At 68.3% G+C, this 18276-nt stretch carries 16 protein-coding genes; all 16 read left to right on the top strand.

The window, feature by feature from the left end:
* Positions 1-22: 22 nt before the first annotated feature.
* The 16 genes from flgH (at position 23) to PIQ37_RS05625 (ending at position 18075) form a co-directional block, all read left to right on the top strand.
* A complete protein-coding gene (flgH, locus tag PIQ37_RS05700; RefSeq protein WP_017908575.1) occupies positions 23-724 on the top strand; it encodes a flagellar basal body L-ring protein FlgH in 702 nt (233 codons plus the stop codon).
* An 8-nt stretch (positions 725-732) separates the two neighbouring features.
* A complete protein-coding gene (locus PIQ37_RS05695; RefSeq protein WP_342072710.1) occupies positions 733-1851 on the top strand; it encodes a flagellar basal body P-ring protein FlgI in 1119 nt (372 codons plus the stop codon).
* Position 1852: 1 nt separating this feature from the next.
* Positions 1853-3061, top strand: coding sequence for a flagellar assembly peptidoglycan hydrolase FlgJ (gene flgJ / locus PIQ37_RS05690; RefSeq protein ID WP_342072709.1), 1209 nt, complete (start codon positions 1853-1855; stop codon positions 3059-3061).
* An 11-nt stretch (positions 3062-3072) separates the two neighbouring features.
* On the top strand, positions 3073-4947 hold the full coding sequence (flgK, locus tag PIQ37_RS05685) for a flagellar hook-associated protein FlgK (protein ID WP_342072708.1): 1875 nt from the start codon (positions 3073-3075) through the stop codon (positions 4945-4947).
* Positions 4944-6149 (top strand): flagellar hook-associated protein FlgL, encoded by a 1206-nt coding sequence (flgL, locus tag PIQ37_RS05680; RefSeq protein WP_017907281.1) that lies wholly within the window; start codon positions 4944-4946, stop codon positions 6147-6149. Before flgK ends, flgL begins: the two co-directional genes overlap by 4 nt.
* Before the next feature lie 325 nt (positions 6150-6474).
* Positions 6475-7662 (top strand): flagellin, encoded by a 1188-nt coding sequence (locus tag PIQ37_RS05675; RefSeq protein WP_342072707.1) that lies wholly within the window; start codon positions 6475-6477, stop codon positions 7660-7662.
* 706 nt (positions 7663-8368) lie between these two features.
* Positions 8369-9556 carry a flagellin gene (locus tag PIQ37_RS05670; RefSeq protein ID WP_342072706.1) on the top strand — a complete coding sequence of 396 codons (1188 nt, stop codon included), beginning with the start codon at positions 8369-8371 and terminating at the stop codon, positions 9554-9556.
* 95 nt (positions 9557-9651) lie between these two features.
* Complete coding sequence (locus PIQ37_RS05665; RefSeq protein WP_342072705.1) at positions 9652-10839, top strand: flagellin; 1188 nt, start codon at positions 9652-9654, stop codon at positions 10837-10839.
* Positions 10840-11038: 199 nt separating this feature from the next.
* Positions 11039-12361, top strand: coding sequence for a flagellar filament capping protein FliD (gene fliD, locus PIQ37_RS05660; RefSeq protein ID WP_342072704.1), 1323 nt, complete (start codon positions 11039-11041; stop codon positions 12359-12361).
* 148 nt (positions 12362-12509) lie between these two features.
* The gene (gene fliS, locus PIQ37_RS05655) at positions 12510-12929 is read left to right on the top strand and encodes a flagellar export chaperone FliS (RefSeq protein WP_010341674.1); all 420 of its coding nucleotides are present in this window, start codon (positions 12510-12512) and stop codon (positions 12927-12929) included.
* On the top strand, positions 12926-13225 hold the full coding sequence (locus tag PIQ37_RS05650; protein ID WP_267094072.1) for a hypothetical protein: 300 nt from the start codon (positions 12926-12928) through the stop codon (positions 13223-13225). The genes fliS and PIQ37_RS05650 overlap by 4 nt, the downstream gene beginning before the upstream one ends.
* The gene (locus PIQ37_RS05645) at positions 13222-13800 is read left to right on the top strand and encodes a PilZ domain-containing protein (protein ID WP_152236985.1); all 579 of its coding nucleotides are present in this window, start codon (positions 13222-13224) and stop codon (positions 13798-13800) included. The genes PIQ37_RS05650 and PIQ37_RS05645 overlap by 4 nt, the downstream gene beginning before the upstream one ends.
* A 91-nt stretch (positions 13801-13891) precedes the next feature.
* On the top strand, positions 13892-14524 hold the full coding sequence (locus PIQ37_RS05640; protein WP_017908534.1) for a response regulator: 633 nt from the start codon (positions 13892-13894) through the stop codon (positions 14522-14524).
* 267 nt (positions 14525-14791) lie between these two features.
* Positions 14792-16195: an RNA polymerase factor sigma-54 gene (gene rpoN, locus PIQ37_RS05635; RefSeq protein ID WP_043091968.1), complete on the top strand. Its 1404-nt coding sequence runs from the start codon at positions 14792-14794 to the stop codon at positions 16193-16195.
* Positions 16196-16210: 15 nt separating this feature from the next.
* Positions 16211-16594 carry a response regulator gene (locus PIQ37_RS05630; RefSeq protein WP_010341669.1) on the top strand — a complete coding sequence of 128 codons (384 nt, stop codon included), beginning with the start codon at positions 16211-16213 and terminating at the stop codon, positions 16592-16594.
* Complete coding sequence (locus tag PIQ37_RS05625; protein WP_017908532.1) at positions 16591-18075, top strand: sigma-54 dependent transcriptional regulator; 1485 nt, start codon at positions 16591-16593, stop codon at positions 18073-18075. Before PIQ37_RS05630 ends, PIQ37_RS05625 begins: the two co-directional genes overlap by 4 nt.
* Positions 18076-18276: the final 201 nt, after the last annotated feature.

The raw sequence follows: 18276 nt of genomic DNA, 5'->3' as shown, positions 1-18276 counted from the left end.
CCCCTCGCCTCCGGAATCCGCCATGTCGCGCCTGTCCTCTCTCTCTTTCTCCGCCGCGCTGCTGCTGCCGGTCCTGCTCGGCGGTTGCGCCGGTCTGGGCGTGGCCGCCGGCGACGTGCGTCCGTACGCGCCGATGGCGCCGATCGTGCCGGTGATGGCGCCGCAGGCGCAGCCGACCGCGGGTGCGATCTACGCCGCCGGCCCCGGCCTGCAGCTGTACTCCGATCGTCGCGCCCGCGACGTCGGCGACCTGCTGACCATCACCCTGGTCGAAAGCACCAACGCCAGCAGCACCGCCAACACCAGCATCAGCAAGAAGGACGCGGTGACCATGGCCACGCCGACGCTGCTTGGCGCGCCGCTCACCGTCAACGGCACCAACATCCTCAACAACTCCACCAGCGGCGACCGCAGCTTCGCCGGCAAGGGCAACACCGCGCAGAGCAACACCATGCAGGGCAGCATCACCGTGACCGTGATGCAGCGCCTGCCCAACGGCAACCTGGTGATCCAGGGCCAGAAGAACCTGCGCCTGAACCAGGGCGACGAACTGGTGCAGGTGCAGGGCGTGGTCCGCGCCGCCGACATCGCCCCGGACAACACCATTCCCTCCAGCAAGGTGGCCGAAGCGCGCATCGCCTACGGCGGCCGCGGCGCGGTCGCGCAGTCCAACGCGATGGGCTGGCTGAGCCGCTTCTTCAACTCGCGTATCTCGCCGTACTGAGGCCCGCCATGACTCTCCTGTCCCTGCCCTGCCGCCTGCTCGCCGCCGTCGCCCTGTGCGCCGGCCTGGCCGCGCCGGCCGCGGCCGAACGCATCAAGGACCTGGCCCAGGTCGGCGGCGTGCGCAACAACGCGCTGGTCGGCTACGGCCTGGTGGTCGGCCTGGACGGCAGCGGCGACCGCACCAGCCAGGCGCCCTTCACCGTGCAGAGCCTGAAGAACATGCTCGGCGAGTTGGGCGTCAACGTGCCGTCGAACGTCAATCCGCAGCTGAAGAATGTCGCCGCAGTGGCGATCAGCGCGCAGCTGCCGGCGTTCGCCAAGCCGGGCCAGACCATCGACATCACCGTCTCCTCGATCGGCAACGCCATCTCGCTGCGCGGCGGCACCTTGCTGATGGCGCCGCTGAAGGGCGCCGACGGCCAGGTCTATGCGGTCGCGCAGGGCAACCTGGTGGTCGGCGGCTTCGGCGCGCAGGGCAAGGACGGTTCGCGCATCTCGGTGAATGTGCCCAGCGTCGGCCTGATCCCCAACGGCGCGACGGTGGAACGTGCGCTGCCGGACGTGTTCGGCAACACCGGCGAGATCACCCTCAACCTGCATCAGCCCGATTTCACCACCGTCTCGCGCATGGTCTCCGCACTGGAAAGCACCTTCGGCCCGGGCAGCGCGCACGCGGTGGACGGCTCCACCGTGGCGGTGCGTTCGCCCACCGACCAGAGCGCACGGATCGGCCTGCTGGCACGGATCGAGAACGTCGAGATGTCGCCGGGCGCGGCGGCAGCCAAGGTCGTGGTCAACGCCCGCACCGGCACGGTGGTGATCGGTTCGCAGGTCCGGGTCAGCCCGGCGGCGATCTCGCACGGCTCGCTGACGGTGACCATCAGCGAAGGCACCCAGGTCAGCCAGCCGAATGCGCTGAGTGGCGGCCAGACCGTGGCCACGCCCAAGTCCACCATCACCGCCACCAACGAAGGCAGCCGCATGTTCAAGTTCGAGGGCGGCACCTCGCTGGATCAGATCGTGCGGGCGGTCAACGAGGTCGGCGCCGCGCCTGGCGACCTGATCGCGATTCTGGAAGCGCTCAAGCAGGCCGGTGCCCTGAGCGCGGAGCTGGAGGTGATCTGACATGCGTATCTCGGCCGCTCCCTTCGACCTGCACGCCTCTACCCAGAACGATCCGGCCAAGATCGACAAGGTCTCGCGCCAGCTCGAAGGGCAGTTCGCCAACATGCTGGTCAAAAGCATGCGCGAGGCCAGTTTCGGCAATTCGCTGTTCCCCGGCGAGAACCAGACCTTCCGCGACATGTATGACCAGCAGCTCGCCAAGGGCCTGACCGACGGCAAGGGGCTAGGCCTGGCCGCGATGATCTCCAAGCAGCTGGGCGGCGGGCAGCCGGCCGCGGCCACGCCCACCAATACCTCGCTGGACGCGGCCAAGGCGGCCAAGGCCTATTCGCTGGTGTCCGGCCAGTCCGGCAATGGCCCGATGCCGCTGCAGGGCGAAGCCGCGCTTGCCGCCGGTGCCACGGCCGGCGCCGGCCTCGGCCCGTGGAGCGGCGCCGAAGCGACCGCCTCCCCGCAGCAGCAGGTGCTGGACATGATCGCCGGCCGCGAGAGCAGCGCCATGCACCAGGCCATCGGCAGCAGCCCGGCCGACGGCAGCGCCGGCATGTCCTGGGCTGGTGCCGACGACCGCTGGTCGAACGTGCAGGCGGCTGCCGACAGCGGCACCGCCATCGATCCCAGCGCTGCCGCGGCCGCCAACGCCGCCGCGGCCAGCCTCGGCGAGCGTACCCCGGAAGGCTTCGTCGCCAAGATCTGGAACCATGCGCAGAAGGCCGCGCAGGAACTGGGCGTGGACGCGCGCGCCCTGGTCGCGCAGGCCGCGCTGGAAACCGGCTGGGGCCGCCGCGGCATTTCCCGCGGCGACGGCGCCAGCTCCAACAACCTGTTCGGGATCAAGGCCACCGGCTGGACCGGCGACCGCGTGACCACCGGCACCCACGAGTACGTGGACGGGGTCAAGCAGTCGCAGACCGCCGATTTCCGCGCCTATTCCTCGCCGGCGGAAAGCTTCGCCGACTACGTGCGCCTGCTGAAGACCAATCCGCGCTACCAGCAGGCACTGAAGGCCGGCACTGACATCCGCGGCTTCGCCCAGGGCCTGCAGCGCGCCGGCTACGCCACCGACCCTGCCTACGCAGCCAAGATCGCCGCCATCGCCGGCGGCCCGACCATCGGCCGCGCGGTCGCCGCGATCGGCAGCGCCGCCGCCGGCGGCATCGAGCGCGTGCTGGCCAGCACCGTCGATTCGTCCGGCCTCGTGCGCCGTTGAGGTAGCCGCCCATGTCCATACTCTCCACCGGTACCGGCGCCCTGCTCGCCTTCCAGCGGGCCCTGTCCACGGTCAGCCACAACGTCGCCAACATCAATACCGACGGCTACAGCCGGCAGCGGACGACGTTCGCGACCACGGTCCCGAGCCAGTACGGCAGCGAGTTCATCGGCAACGGCACCCAGATCACCGACGTCTCCCGCGTCGCCGACCAGCTGGCGATCTCGCGCCTGTTCGACAGCACCGGCGAAGTCGCCCGGCTGAAGCAGCTCTCCAGCCTGTCCAGTCGCGTCGACGGGCTGTTCTCGGACAAGGCCACCAGCATCGCCGGGCAGTGGTCGAACTTCTTCGACGCCACCACCGGCCTGTCCTCCAACGCCTCGGCCAGCGCCAACCGGCAGAACCTGCTGGACGCCGGCAATTCGCTGGTCACCCGCTTCAAGCAGCTCAACGGCCAGCTCGACTCGCTCGGCGGCGAAGTCAACAACGGCCTGCTGGCGGGCACCGCCGAAGCCAACCGCCTGGCCACCGAGATCGCCAAGCTCAACGGCCAGATCGGCTCCAACGCCAATGCCGCCGCACCGGACCTGCTCGATCGCCGCGACCAGATGATCAGCCAGCTCATCGGCTACACCGGCGGCAGCGTCATCCAGCAGGACGGCGGGATGATGAACGTCTATACCTCCGGCGGCCAGGCGATGGTGGTCGGCACCAATGCGTCGACGCTGGTCACCAGTCCCGATCCCTACCAGCCGGAAAAGCTGCAGATCGCGCTGAAAACCCCGGGCGGCTCGACGCCGCTCAACAGCAAGGCGCTGGGCGGCCAGCTCGGCGGCTTCCTGGAGTTCCGCAGCAACGTCCTGGATCCGACCAAGGCCGAACTCGGCCGCATCGCCACCGGCGTGGCCAGCAGCTACAACCAGCAGCACCACGCCGGCATGGACCTGTACGGGCAGATGGGCGGCGATTTCTTCAACTTGCCGGCGCCGACCGTGGACGGCAACAGCGCCAATACCGGCACCGCGGCGTTCACCGCCAACGTCAGCGACCTGAGCAAGCTCGACGGTCAGAACCTGCTGCTGACCTACAACGGCACCGCCTGGAGCGCCAGCCGCGCCGACACCGGCGCCAGCGTCCCGATGAGCGGCTCCGGCACCAACGCCGATCCGTTCGTGGTCAACGGCGTGACCCTGCAGGTCTCCGGCACCGCCGCCAGCGGCGACAAGTTCCTGCTGCAGCCCACCGCCAATGCCATCAGCAAGCTATCCGTGGCCATCAGCGACCCCTCGCGCATCGCCGCGGCGACGCCGATCCAGGCCAGCGCCACCCTCAGCAACCAGGGCACCGGCAAGGTCAGCAATGTCACCGCGACCAACGCCAGCAATGCCAACCTGCTGACGCCGGCGAACATCGCCTTCATCGATTCCACCCATTACTCGATCAACGGCGGCGCGCCGCAGACCTACACCGCCGGGCAGACCATCAGCGCCAACGGCTGGAGCCTGACCATGGACGGCGTCCCGTCCGCCGGCGACAGCTTCGCGGTGGGGCCGACCGGGGTCGGCTCGAGCAACAACGGCAACGCCCTGCTGCTGTCCAACCTGGACGATTCCAAGGCCTTCAACGGCGGCACCATCACCCTCAACGGTGCGGTGGCCGGCCTGACCACCACGGTCGGCTCGGCGGCGCGCCAGGCCAAGTACGCGGCCGATGCGCAGGACGTGATCCAGAGCAGCGCCCAGGACGCGCGCGACTCGCTGTCCGGCGTCAACCTCGACGAGGAAGCGGCGGACATGTTGCGGCTGCAGCAGGCCTACCAGGCGGCCTCGCGCCTGATCTCCACCGCCGACACCCTGTTCCAGTCCATCCTGAGCGCGGTCCGATGAGCAATCGCATCTCCAGCGGCATGATCTTCAATCAGTCGCTCAACACCATGCTCGGCAAGCAGGCGACGATCTCGCACCTGCAGCAACAGCTCTCCACCGGCCAGCGCATCGTCAGTGCGGCCGACGACCCGGTCGCCGCGGGCACCGCGGTCAGCCTGGATCGCACGGTGGCCGCGCTGGCGCGCTTCGGCGACAACGCCAACAACGTGCAGAACCGGCTCAACCTGCAGGAAAACTCGCTGGCGCAGGCCGGCGACCTGATGGCCCGGGTCAAGGATCTGACGGTGGAAGCCAATAGTTCGGCGCTGACCACGCCCGACCGCAAGGCCATCGCCGCGGAGCTGAAGACCCTGCACGACAGCCTGCTGAGCCTGTCCAACAGCACCGACGGCTCCGGCCGCTACCTGTTCGGCGGCACCGCCGACGATGCAGCCCCGTTCGCCGTGGTCTCGGGCAACGTGGTCTACAGCGGCAACCAGACCCAGCGCAGCGTGGAAGTGGCACCGGACACCAAGGTCTCCGACACCCTGCCCGGCAGCGAGATCTTCATGCGCGTGCCCACCGGCGACGGCACCGTGGACGCGCATGCGGCCGCCGGCAACACCGGCACCGGCCTGCTGCTGGATTTCAGCCGCGACGGCTCCGGCAGCGCCTGGAACGGCGGCAGCTACAGTGTCGTGTTCACTGCCGCCACCACCTACGAGGTGCGCGACAGCAGTGGCGCGGTGGTCAACACCGGCACCTATGCCGCCGGCGAGAGCATCGGCCTGCCCGGCTTGAAGATGCGCGTGGACGGCGCGCCCGCCGCCGGCGACAGCTTCCAGATCGGCGCCTCGACCACCAAGGACGTGTTCTCCACCATCAGCAACCTGGTCAACCTGCTCAACACCGATCCGATCACCCCGGCCGCCAAGGCAGCACTGCAGAACGGTCTGCAGTCGTCGATGCGCGACATCACCCAGGCCTCGTCGAAGATGATCGACGCGCGCGCCGCCGGCGGCGCCCAGCTCGCGGCGATCGACAACGCCACCGACCTGCGCGCCTCCAACGACGTGACCCTGAAGACCACCCTGTCCTCGCTGCGCGACCTCGACTACGCACAGGCGATCTCCCAGTACCAGCTGGAACAGTCGGCGCTGAAAGCGGCACAGACCATCTTTACCCAGATGCAGAGGATGTCGCTGTTCGACCGGCTCGGCTAATCGGCGATATACCGGATATACAGAAAGGCCCGGAGCGCGGCGACGCTTCCGGGCCTTTCGCGTTATACAAAGATCGTCATCGCCGCTGTAGACAACGCGCAGGCAGCCCTAAAGTTTGCCGAAGTGCGGCCGAGAAAGGCTCTCCGCGGTGTTCCAGGTGTTTTGCGCATCGCCGGAACGGCAAATCTTCTGCAGTAAATCGCTAAAGGTTGCGCGCCTGTCGCCGTTACTTATATCACCAGCCGCACTGGCCAATTGATGGCCCCCTGCGGAGACTCCAGGCACCAACGGGTTGCCGGACAAATCGCTTAGAGGAGATATCAAAATGGCACAGGTCATCAATACCAACGTAATGTCGCTGAACGCTCAGCGGAACCTCAACACCACCAGCACCAGCCTGGCGACGACGATCCAGCGCCTGTCCTCGGGCCTGCGCATCAACAGCGCCAAGGACGATGCGGCCGGTCTGGCGATCTCCGAGCGCTTCACCACCCAGATCCGCGGCCTGGACGTGGCCTCGCGCAACGCCAACGACGGCATCTCGCTGGCGCAGACCGCCGAAGGCGCGATGGTCGAAATCGGCAACAACCTGCAGCGTATCCGCGAACTGGCGGTGCAGTCGGCCAACGCGACCAACTCCAGCACCGACCGCGGCGCGCTGAACTCGGAAGTCAAGCAGTTGGCTGCGGAAATCGACCGCGTTTCCAGCCAGACCAACTTCAACGGCACCAAGCTGCTGGACGGCTCGTTCTCCGGCGCGCTGTTCCAGGTCGGCGCCGACGCCGGCCAGACCATCGGCATCAACACCATCGTCAACGCCAGCGCCGCCTCGCTGGGCAAGGCCGGCTTCGCCGCCACCCAGACCGGCTCGGCCGCCCTGGCCTCCGGCACCGCGACCGCCAGCGGCAGCTTCTCGGGCATGGTCGTCAATGGTGTCAGCATCGCCTCGGTGGCCGTGGCCAACGGCGACGCCGGTGCCGACGTGGCCAAGAAGATCGCCTCGGCGATCAATGACAAGCTGGCGCAGACCGGCGTGTACGCCTCCATCGACCCGACCACCAGCGCACTGAAGCTGGAATCGGTCAAGGGCGGCCAGGACTTCTCGTTCACCGCGGGCTCGGCCACCGGCGCCACCGGCATCACCTTCAGCAACGCCGGCATCGCCGCCAGCGCCGCTGCCACCGCCGGCACCACCAACTACCTGGCGGACGTGGACATCTCCACCTTCCAGGGTGCGCAGAAGGCGATGAGCATCATCGACAACGCGCTGACGGCGGTGAACTCCTCGCGTGCCGACATGGGTGCGATCCAGAACCGCTTCACCTCCACCATCGCCAACCTGAGCTCCACCTCGGAGAACCTGTCGGCCTCGCGCAGCCGCATCCGCGACACCGACTACGCCAAGGAAACCGCCGAGCTGACCCGCACGCAGATCCTGCAGCAGGCCGGCACCGCGATGCTGGCCCAGGCCAAGCAGGCGCCGCAGAGCGTGCTGAGCCTGCTCCAGGGCTAAGCGCGGCCAGACGCAACGCACCACCGGGCCCCTCCGCAAGGAGGGGCTTTTTTATTCCTTGGTCCAACCGCATGGGAGACGCCTCCCGGACGCGGCCACCTCTCCGCCAGATGCCGGCGCTCGACGCGCGGGTGGAACCGCACGTGTCGCCCCGCGGTCGGCATATCCGACTTGCGGCCTTGATTGCGGCGGCTGGACTGGTGCGACCCGCATGGTCGGAGAGCGGGCTGGTCGGCCTCAGCGGGGATGATCTGCGACGGTTCCAGCCATGGCCTAGGATGGCCTGGAGAGACGGTCGCCAGGTGCGGCGGAAGACGGACCAGTTCTACTCCACCATGCACCGCCCATCCGTCCGCCAGGCGTTCGCGCTGCGGTTGCGACAACGCCACGATCGAGCTGCTCAAGCGCATCGCCCGGCGCTGCCGCGATAACGCCAGCCTCTTCCTGAAGCGCTGCACCACCGTTGTACCGGACATGCGCGATGGAACCTAAAGTTTGTCCGGGCGCGGCCGAAACAAGCTCTTCGCCGCGCTCCGGACACGTTGCAAATCAACGAATTTCTAGGTTTTTTCGCAGCGAATCACTAAAGGTTGCGCAGCGACCGCCGTTACTTATACCAGCAGCGGCACTGGCCAATTGATGGCCCCCTGCGGAGGCTCCAGGCACCAACGGGTTGCCGGACAAATCGCTTAGAGGAGATATCAAAATGGCACAGGTCATCAATACCAACGTAATGTCGCTGAACGCTCAGCGGAACCTCAACACCACCAGCGCCAGCCTGGCGACGACGATCCAGCGCCTGTCCTCGGGCCTGCGCATCAACAGCGCCAAGGACGACGCGGCCGGTCTGGCGATCTCCGAGCGTTTCACCACCCAGATCCGCGGCCTGGACGTGGCCTCGCGCAACGCCAACGACGGCATCTCGCTGGCGCAGACCGCCGAAGGCGCGATGGTCGAAATCGGCAACAACCTGCAGCGTATCCGCGAACTGGCGGTGCAGTCGGCCAACGCCACCAACTCCAGCACCGACCGCGGCGCGCTGAACTCGGAAGTCAAGCAGTTGGCTGCGGAAATCGACCGCGTCTCCAGCCAGACCAACTTCAACGGCACCAAGCTGCTGGACGGCTCGTTCTCCGGCGCGCTGTTCCAGGTCGGCGCCGACGCCGGCCAGACCATCGGCATCAACAGCATCGTCAACGCCAGCGCCGCCTCGCTGGGCAAGGCCGGCTTCGCCGCCACCCAGACCGGCTCGGCCGCCCTGGCGTCCGGCACCGCGACCGCCAGCGGCAGCTTCTCGGGCATGGTCGTCAACGGCGTCAGCATCGCCTCGGTGGCCGTGGCCAACGGCGACGCCGGTGCCGACGTGGCCAAGAAGATCGCCTCGGCGATCAACGACAAGCTAGCGCAGACCGGCGTGTACGCCTCGATCGACCCGACCACCAGCGCGCTGAAGCTGGAATCGGTCAAGGGCGGCCAGGACTTCTCGTTCACCGCGGGCTCGGCCACCGGCGCCACCGGCATCACCTTCAGCAACGCCGGCATCGCCGCCACCGCCACCGCCACCGCGGGTACCACTAACTACCTGCAGGACGTGGACATCTCCACCTTCCAGGGTGCGCAGAAGGCGTTGAGCATCATCGACAACGCGCTGACGGCGGTGAACTCCTCGCGTGCCGACATGGGTGCGATCCAGAACCGCTTCACCTCCACCATCGCCAATCTGAGCTCCACCTCGGAGAACCTGTCGGCCTCGCGCAGCCGCATCCGCGATACCGACTACGCCAAGGAAACCGCCGAGCTGACCCGCACGCAGATCCTGCAGCAGGCCGGCACCGCGATGCTGGCCCAGGCCAAGCAGGCGCCGCAGAGCGTACTGAGCCTGCTCCAGGGCTAAGCGCAGCAAGCCACGATGCACCGCCGAGGGCTTCTACGCCATTAGAAGCCCTCGAGCGGAAACGGTATCAAACACGTTAAAACCAAGGCATACAAATGGCACAGGTCATCAATACCAACGTAATGTCGCTGAACGCTCAGCGGAACCTCAACACCACCAGCGCCAGCCTGGCGACGACGATCCAGCGCCTGTCCTCGGGCCTGCGCATCAACAGCGCCAAGGACGATGCGGCCGGTCTGGCGATCTCCGAGCGCTTCACCACCCAGATCCGCGGCCTGGACGTGGCCTCGCGCAACGCCAACGACGGCATCTCGCTGGCGCAGACCGCCGAAGGCGCGATGGTCGAAATCGGCAACAACCTGCAGCGTATCCGCGAACTGGCGGTGCAGTCGTCCAACGCCACCAACTCCACCACCGACCGTGGCGCGCTGAACTCGGAAGTCAAGCAGCTGGCCTCGGAAATCGACCGCGTCTCCAAGCAGACCAACTTCAACGGCACCAAGCTGCTGGACGGCTCGTTCTCCGGCGCCCTGTTCCAGGTCGGCGCCGACGCCGGCCAGACCATCGGCATCAACAGCATCGTCAACGCCAGCGCCGCCTCGCTGGGCAAGGCCGGCTTCGCCGCCACCCAGACCGGCTCGGCCGCGCTGGCCTCCGGCACCGCGACCGCCAGCGGCAGCTTCTCCGGCATGGTCGTCAACGGCGTCAGCATCGCCTCGGTGGCCGTGGCCAACGGCGACGCCGGTGCCGACGTGGCCAAGAAGATCGCCTCGGCGATCAACGACAAGCTGGCGCAGACCGGCGTGTACGCCTCGATCGACCCGACCAGCAGCGCGCTGAAGCTGGAATCGGTCAAGGGCGGCCAGGACTTCTCGTTCACGGCAGGCTCGGCCACCGGCGCCAACGGCATCACCTTCAGCAACGCCGGCATCGCCGCCAGCGCCACCGCCACCGCGGGTACCACCAATTACCTGCAGGACGTGGACATCTCCACCTTCCAGGGCGCGCAGAAGGCGTTGAGCATCATCGACAACGCGCTGACCTCGGTGAACTCCTCGCGTGCCGACATGGGTGCGATCCAGAACCGCTTCACCTCCACCATCGCCAACCTGAGCTCCACCTCGGAGAACCTGTCGGCCTCGCGCAGCCGCATCCGCGATACCGACTACGCCAAGGAAACCGCCGAGCTGACCCGCACGCAGATCCTGCAGCAGGCCGGCACCGCGATGCTGGCCCAGGCCAAGCAGGCGCCGCAGAGCGTGCTGAGCCTGCTCCAGGGCTAAGCGCGGCCAGACGCAACGCACCACCGGGCCCCTCCGCAAGGAGGGGCCTTTTTTTTGACGCCCAGGATGCGGCACAGGATTTGCATGGCAACGGGGAGCCGTCGCGACGCGCAGGCGGCGCTCAAGAAGCTCTCCCGCGCGCCGATACTCCCCTCAGCCGCTGGCGCACCGCGCGCCGGCCACCTCAAGGACCGCCACCATGTCCACCACTGGAATCGGCTCAGGCCTGGACATTCCCAGCTTCGTCGCCAAACTGGTGTCGAAGGAACGCCAGCCGCAGGAAGACCGGATCAACCGCGACGGTACCGCCTCCAGTGCGCAGCTGTCGTCCTTGAGCACGATCAAGAGCGCGCTGTCCAACCTGCAGACAGCGATGAGCACGGTGTCCGACAGCGCCGACAAGGGCGCCTACAAGGCGACCATCGACGACGGCGCCGGCTATACCGCCACTGTGACATCCAGCGCCAACGCCGGCAGGTACGGCATCGAAGTGGTGAAACTGGCGCAGTCGCAGAAACTGACCTCGTCGGCCTACGCCAGCGGCGCCGTCGTCGGTGGCGGCACCCTGACCATCGCCTACGGCAGCACCACGCTCAACATCAACGTCGATGCCGGCAGCAAGCTCAGCGACGTGGCCGACTTCATCAACAAGGCCGCCAACGGTGCCGGCGTGACCGCCAGCGTGGTCACCGCCGACGATGGCGACCACCTGGTGCTCAATGCGGTCGACACCGGCACCAAGGGCGCCCTGACCATCACCACCTCCGGTGGCGACGGCGGCCTGGCCAAGCTCACCTACCCGCCCGGCAACAACGGCGGGCTGACCCAGACCATCGCCGCCGCCGACGCGGTGGTGAAGGTGGACGGTTTCCAGCGCACCTCCAGCAGCAACACCATCGCCGACCTGGTGCCGGGTGTGGCGATCAACCTCACCAAGGCGGTGGCCGGCACCACCTTCAATCTCAACATCACCAGCGACAACACCCCGCTGAAGGCCAACCTGACCGCCCTGGTCAGCGCCTACAACTCCGCCAACAGCGTGCTCAAGTCGTCCAGCGCCTACGACGCCACCAACAAGAAGGCCTCGCCGATGACCGGCGATGCGATGGTGCGCGGCCTGCAGCAGTCGCTGCGCCGGCTGGTCAGCGACAACGTGAGCGGCCTGATGGCGATGGGCGTGACCATCGACAAGGACGGGGTGATGAGCTTCGACAGCGCCAAGTTCGACACCGCGGCGGCCGCCGATCCGTCGGCGGCCAAGACCCTGCTCGGCAACAACGGCAGTTTCGGTACCGGCATGAGCACGCTGCTGAAGAGCAACCTGGACAGCACCAGCGGCACGCTGACCCAGCGGACCGACGCGCTCAACAAGCACATCTCCGACCTGACCGACCAGCTCAGCGATCTCGACAAGCGCATGCAGACGCTGACCGACCAGTACACCGCGCGCTTCACGGCGATGGAGACGCTGGTGACGCAGATGCAGGGCGTGAGCGACAGCCTGACCAAGCAGTTCAGCTGACGCGCACGCGGCCGCGCGGCTCAAGTCGAGACGCGTCGCGGCCGATAGAAAGAGTATCGACAGTCATTACGGATTGGCCGCAGCAACCGCAGCGTCGCCGCTCACCGGCGCGGCGCGGAGGCCAGCCGATCCACCCGAGGAGTTTTCCATGTACGGTTCCAGCCGCCAGTACGCCGAGCAATATCGCAAGATGGGCATTTCCACCAGCGTCACCGATGCCGATCCGCACAAGCTGGTCGCCATGCTGTTCGCCGGCGCCTGCCAGCGCATCCGCCAGGCCCAGGCCTGCCTCGCGCAGGGCGACCAGGCACGCAAGGGCAAGGCGATCGGCGAGGCCTGCGCCATCGTCGGCCATCTCAACGGCTCGCTCGACCACGAGGCCGGCGGCGAGATCGCCGGCAATCTGTCGGCGCTCTACGACTACGTGATGCACCGCCTGACCGAAGCCAACCTGCACAACGACGACGCGGCGCTGACCGAAGCGCTGGAACTGCTCAGCGAGATCGACGCGGCCTGGGCCGCCATTCCCGCGCAGCAGCGCGAACTGGCCACGGCGAACGCGTCGTGAGCATCCAGCTCGCCGACCTGCACAACGACCTGCACGAGTTGCGCGAGGTCCTGCGTGGCGACGACTACGCACTGGCCCAGGCCATGGTCGCCGATCACGAGCGGCACCTGCAGGCCTATCTGCAGCAGGACGGCGCCGACCGCTCGCGCGAGGCATTGAAGCCGTTGCTGGCCCTGCAGCAGGCGGTGACCGCGCAGATGCGCATGGAGCGCGACCATGCCGCGGCCTGGCTGCGCAGCAGCCGCCAGTCCAGCCACGCCGCGCGGCTCTACTCGCAGGCCGGACTGCTGGGATGAACACCGGCTCGGACGGCGCGGCGCAGCACCCGGCCGACGCCGAACTGTTCCACGACACCCTCAGTTGCGAACTGGCGCTGCCGGCGGACTTCCGGCTGGGCAACGGCGCCGGCCGGCTCGCTGCCGGCGAGGCGCTGTTGCGCAGCCTGGCGCAGATCGAGGATCTGCGCGGCGAGGACGGCAGCGACGACCGCAGCGAGTCCACCGCGCAGACCCAGCGGATGGAGGCCAAGCTCGACCTGATGCTGGTGCTGCTGGGCCGGCTGGCCCGCCAGCACGAAGATGCCCTGCCGCTGCGGCCACTGTGCTGGTCACGCCGGGGCGTGCGGCTGGAGCTGGGCGCGCGCTCGGGCGCCGCGGCCGGCGCCGCCGGCCTGCTGCGCCTGCAGCCCTCGGACTGGCTCCCGGACCACCTGGAACTGCCGGTAAGGGTGCTGGCTGAGGCCGCCACCGCGGGCGTCGTGCAACTTTGGCTACGGTTCGAGACACAGCCGCCGGGCCTGCAAGAGGCCCTGGAACGCCACCTGTTCCGGCTCCACCGCCGGCAGATCGCCGACAGCCGGCGCGCGCGCTGAGCCGGCACACCGCCCCCCGGACCGCCGCGGCGAGGTTGGCGGCGGCGGGCGGCTCGGCTAATGTGCGGCTCTGAATAGAAGGACCTGCACCGTGCGAGTCATCATCGTCGACGATCACACCCTGGTACGCGCCGGCCTGAGCCGGCTGCTGCAGACATTTGCGGACGTCGACGTGGTCGCCGAGGCCAGCAACGCGCAACAGGCCGTGGACCTGGCCACCCTGCACCGCCCCGACCTGGTGCTGATGGACCTGTCCCTGCCCGGGCGCAGCGGCCTGGACGCGCTCACCGACGTGCTGCACAGCTCGCCCAAGACCCGGGTGGTGATGATGTCGATGCACGACGACCCGGTGCATGTGCGCGATGCGCTGGACCGCGGCGCCACCGGCTTTGTGGTCAAGGACGCCGCCCCGCTGGAGCTGGAGCTGGCGTTGCGCGCGGCCAGCGCCAACCAGGTGTTCCTGAGCCCGCAGATCTCCTCCAAGATGATCGCGCCGATGCTCGGCCGCGAGCGCCCGGTCGGCATCGCCGCGCTGTCGCCGCGGCAGCGCGAGATCCTGCGCCAGATCGGCCGCGGCCAGAGCAACAAGGAAATCGCCTCGGACCTCGGCATCAGCGTCAAGACCGTCGAGACCCACCGTGCGCGGATGATGGAATCGCTGGGCTGCCGCCGCGCCAACGATCTGGTCCTGCTGGCCGCACGCCACCAGGGCGAGCTGAGCTGAACTGGGGACGGCATCCCGACACGGAACATTGGCATGGCGCTTGCCTTAATGGGTCAGCAGGCGTGACGGTTCCGCCGAACCCTGCTGCATCAGGCATTGCGCCGTCGACTGTCCGGCGCCCACGCGCCGCATGTCGGGGAATTCCTGACACGCTGTCGGGAATTTGACTACCCTACTCAGGAACCCCCCGATTCTGTTACCGTCGGGCGACAAGCACTATGCGTTCCACGGGCGCCAGAGGGTTGGCGCCGAACCGAGGAAGTTCGCATGAAGCCGACCGTTTCCGCCCAACTGGGCCAGCAACTGCATCTGACCCCGCAACTGCTGCAGTCGATCCGGCTGCTGCAGCTCGATGGCATGCAACTGGAACTGGAAATCCGCCGCGCGCTGGAGACCAATCCGCTGCTCGAGCTGGAAGAGCCCGAGGGCGTGATCGAGCCGGTGGTCAAGCATGAGGACGCCGCGCTGGAAACCGCTGCATTCGACGAACTGCCCGAATCCTCGATGTGGGACATCCCGGCCGCCGGCTGGAACGATGGCGAAGACGACCGCATGCAGCGCATCGCCGCGGGCGAGTCGACCGATCCGCACCTGCGCGTGCTGCAGCGGCTGGCCCTGGAACTGCCGGCGGCGGAACTGGCGGCGGCCGCGTTCTGGCTGGAACACTGCGACGATGCCGGCTACTTGGACGGCGCGCTGGACACCCTGCAGCAACTGGCCAGCGCCCGCCTGGGCCTGTCGGTGGCGCAGGCCGAGGCGGTCCGCCAGCGCCTGCTGCACGGCGACCCGGGCGGCCTCGGCGCCTGCGACCTGCGCGAGTGCCTGCAGGCGCAGCTGAGCGACCTGCCCGGCCGCGTGCCCGGCCGCCACCTGGCCGCGCGCATCCTCGCCGGCGACCTCGACCTGCTCGCCAGCCACGACTACGCCCTGCTCGGCCGCCAGCTCGACGCCGAGACCGACGACGTGCGCGAGGCGGTGCGGCTGATCCTGTCGCTGCAGCCGCGCCCCGGCGACAGCCTGCAGCCGCAGGACCTGGGCCATGTGCTGCCGGACGTGGTCGCCTGGCACGCCGACGGCACCTGGCGTGTCGCGCTGAACCCGGCCACTACCCACCGCGTCACCGTCAACCCGATGCACGAGCGCGCCCTGGCCGAGGCCGGCGACGCCGCGCAACCGCTGCGCGAAATGCTGCAGGAAGCACGCTGGCTGACCCGCGGCCTGTCGATGCGCTACGAGACCCTGCTGCGCACCACCCGCGCCATCGTCGAGCGCCAGTCGGCGTTCTTGGTCAAGGGCGAGGAAGCGATGGCACCGCTGACCCTGAAGGAAGTGGCCGAGGCGATCGGCATGCACGAGTCGACCATTTCCCGCATCACCACCGGCAAGTACCTGCAGACCCCGCGCGGCACCTTCGAGCTGAAGCACTTCTTCGCCGTGCGCCTGGAAGGCGCCGCGGTGTCCGGCCAGGCGGTCCGCGCCATGGTCCGGCGCCTGATCGAATCCGAGCCGGCCGGGCGGCCGCTGGCCGACGAGGCCATCGCCGGGCTGCTGTCGCGACAGGGCGTGAACGTGGCAAGGCGCACTGTCGCCAAGTATCGTGAACAATTGGACATCGCTCCCGCACGCGAACGCCGCCGCGGCAGCAAGCCGCTGCTGGCCCGTGCGGGCTAAGGAAAAACGACGCATATGAACAAACTGTCCGTGCTTCTGGTCGACGACCACGAAGGTTTCATCAACGCCGCCATGCGCCACTTCCGCAAGCTCGACTGGATGGAAGTGATCGGCAGCGCCGCCAATGGCCTGGAGGCCATCGAGCGGTCCGAGTCGTTGCGCCCGCAGGTGGTGCTGATGGACCTGGCCATGCCCGAGATGGGCGGTCTGCAGGCCACGCGCCTGATCAAGACCCAGGACCAGGCGCCCTACATCGTGATCGCCAGCCATTTCGACGATGCCGAGCACCGCGAGCACGCCATGCGTGCCGGTGCCGACAACTTCGTCAGCAAGCTGTCCTACATCCAGGAAGTGATGCCGATCCTGGAGGGGCTTCGGACCGAAGGAGTGCCGGCATGAGCGAATCGCGGATCCTGGTGATCGATGACGACGCGGTGCGCGCCGAGCGGACCGTCAGCCTGCTCGAATTCATGGACCTCAACCCGCGCTGGGTCACCGACGTGGCCGACGTCCAGCCCGGCCGGCATCGGCAGACCGAGTGGATGGCGATCCTGGTCGGCGGGCTCGACGACCAGGACCAAGCCGATGCCTTCTTCGGCTGGGTGGCGCGCAGTTCGCTGCCGCCGCCGGTGCTGTTGCTCAACGGCGATGCACAGGCCTTCGCGCAGCGCCATGGCCTGCACGAAGCCAACGTCTGGCAGTTGGAAGCGCCGCTGCGCCACGCGCAGCTGGAAACCCTGCTGCGCCGCGCCAGCCTCAAGCGCCTAGACGCCGAGCACCAGGCCGGTGCCGCGCAGGACAACGGCCCGACCGGTACCAGCGCGGCGGTGACCCGCCTGCGCCGGCTGATCGACCAGGTCGCCGCCTTCGACACCACCGTGCTGGTGCTGGGCGAGTCCGGCACCGGCAAGGAAGTGGTGGCGCGGGCGATCCATCAGCAGTCGCCGCGCCGCGACGGTCCGTTCGTGGCGATCAACTGCGGCGCAATCCCGCCGGATCTACTGGAAAGCGAACTGTTCGGCCATGAAAAGGGGTCGTTCACCGGTGCGCTGAGCGCGCGCAAGGGCCGTTTCGAGATGGCCGAGGGCGGCACCCTGTTGCTCGACGAGATCGGCGACATGAGCCTGCCGATGCAGGTCAAGTTGTTGCGCGTCCTGCAGGAGCGCAGCTTCGAGCGGGTCGGCGGCAACGTCACCATCCGCTGCAACGTGCGGGTGATCGCCGCGACCCACCGCAACCTGGAAGAACGCATCGCCGGCAACCAGTTCCGCGAAGACCTGTTCTACCGGCTCAACGTGTTCCCGATCGAGATGCCGGCACTGCGCGAACGCAGCGACGACCTGCCGGCGCTGGTGCACACCATCGCCGCGCAACTGGCGCGGACCGGGCGCGGCGAAGTGCGCTTTTCCGAAGAGGCCTTGCAGGCGCTGCGCAGCTACGAATGGCCGGGCAACGTGCGCGAGCTGACCAATCTGGTCGAGCGCCTGGCGGTGCTGCACCCGGGCGGCCTGGTGCGGGTGCAGGACCTGCCGGCACGCTACCGCGGCGACTTCGCTTCGTCCATCGACGTCTCGGCCCCACCGGCGCCGATCGCAACGGATCCGCGGCGGGTGCCCAACGTGGTCGACCTGCACGTCGGCGGCAAGCCGGGGACGGACGCGGATGCGCCGGCCCAGGCCGCGGCGACGCTGCCGGAAAGCGGCCTGGACCTGCGCGGGCACATGGCCAACATCGAGCTGGCGCTGATCAACGAGGCGCTGGAGCGTACCCAGGGCGTGGTTGCGCATGCAGCGCAGTTGCTGGGCCTGCGGCGCACCACCCTGGTCGAGAAGCTGCGCAAGTACGGCATCGACCGCGACCAGACCGAACTGGCGAGCTGAGCCGGCGCACGGCGTCGGGTGCGGCCGCACCCGACGCGCCCCTTGTCCCTCGGAACGCCACGCCCTCTTCCCTTTCCCTGCCCCCTGCCGGCCCGACGCGGGCGCTGTCGCGGCGCGCGCGCATGCGGTGGCAAAGCCAGGTTTCGCCTGCACCGCATCCCGATCGGCCCCGCCGACAGTGGACAGGCACCTTTGGCATGT

It is taken from the genome of Xanthomonas protegens, from assembly GCF_038442435.1.
Taxonomy (GTDB): domain Bacteria; phylum Pseudomonadota; class Gammaproteobacteria; order Xanthomonadales; family Xanthomonadaceae; genus Xanthomonas_A; species Xanthomonas_A sontii.
This window is presented reverse-complemented; position numbering and strand designations above follow the sequence as displayed.

Coding starts and splice junctions, on each gene's coding strand:
- flgH (WP_017908575.1), top strand. CDS start 23: ATGTCGCGCCTGTCCTCTCTCTCTTTCTCCGCCGCGCTGCTGCTGCCG.
- PIQ37_RS05695 (WP_342072710.1), top strand. CDS start 733: ATGACTCTCCTGTCCCTGCCCTGCCGCCTGCTCGCCGCCGTCGCCCTG.
- flgJ (WP_342072709.1), top strand. CDS start 1,853: ATGCGTATCTCGGCCGCTCCCTTCGACCTGCACGCCTCTACCCAGAAC.
- flgK (WP_342072708.1), top strand. CDS start 3,073: ATGTCCATACTCTCCACCGGTACCGGCGCCCTGCTCGCCTTCCAGCGG.
- flgL (WP_017907281.1), top strand. CDS start 4,944: ATGAGCAATCGCATCTCCAGCGGCATGATCTTCAATCAGTCGCTCAAC.
- PIQ37_RS05675 (WP_342072707.1), top strand. CDS start 6,475: ATGGCACAGGTCATCAATACCAACGTAATGTCGCTGAACGCTCAGCGG.
- PIQ37_RS05670 (WP_342072706.1), top strand. CDS start 8,369: ATGGCACAGGTCATCAATACCAACGTAATGTCGCTGAACGCTCAGCGG.
- PIQ37_RS05665 (WP_342072705.1), top strand. CDS start 9,652: ATGGCACAGGTCATCAATACCAACGTAATGTCGCTGAACGCTCAGCGG.
- fliD (WP_342072704.1), top strand. CDS start 11,039: ATGTCCACCACTGGAATCGGCTCAGGCCTGGACATTCCCAGCTTCGTC.
- fliS (WP_010341674.1), top strand. CDS start 12,510: ATGTACGGTTCCAGCCGCCAGTACGCCGAGCAATATCGCAAGATGGGC.
- PIQ37_RS05645 (WP_152236985.1), top strand. CDS start 13,222: ATGAACACCGGCTCGGACGGCGCGGCGCAGCACCCGGCCGACGCCGAA.
- rpoN (WP_043091968.1), top strand. CDS start 14,792: ATGAAGCCGACCGTTTCCGCCCAACTGGGCCAGCAACTGCATCTGACC.
- PIQ37_RS05630 (WP_010341669.1), top strand. CDS start 16,211: ATGAACAAACTGTCCGTGCTTCTGGTCGACGACCACGAAGGTTTCATC.
- PIQ37_RS05625 (WP_017908532.1), top strand. CDS start 16,591: ATGAGCGAATCGCGGATCCTGGTGATCGATGACGACGCGGTGCGCGCC.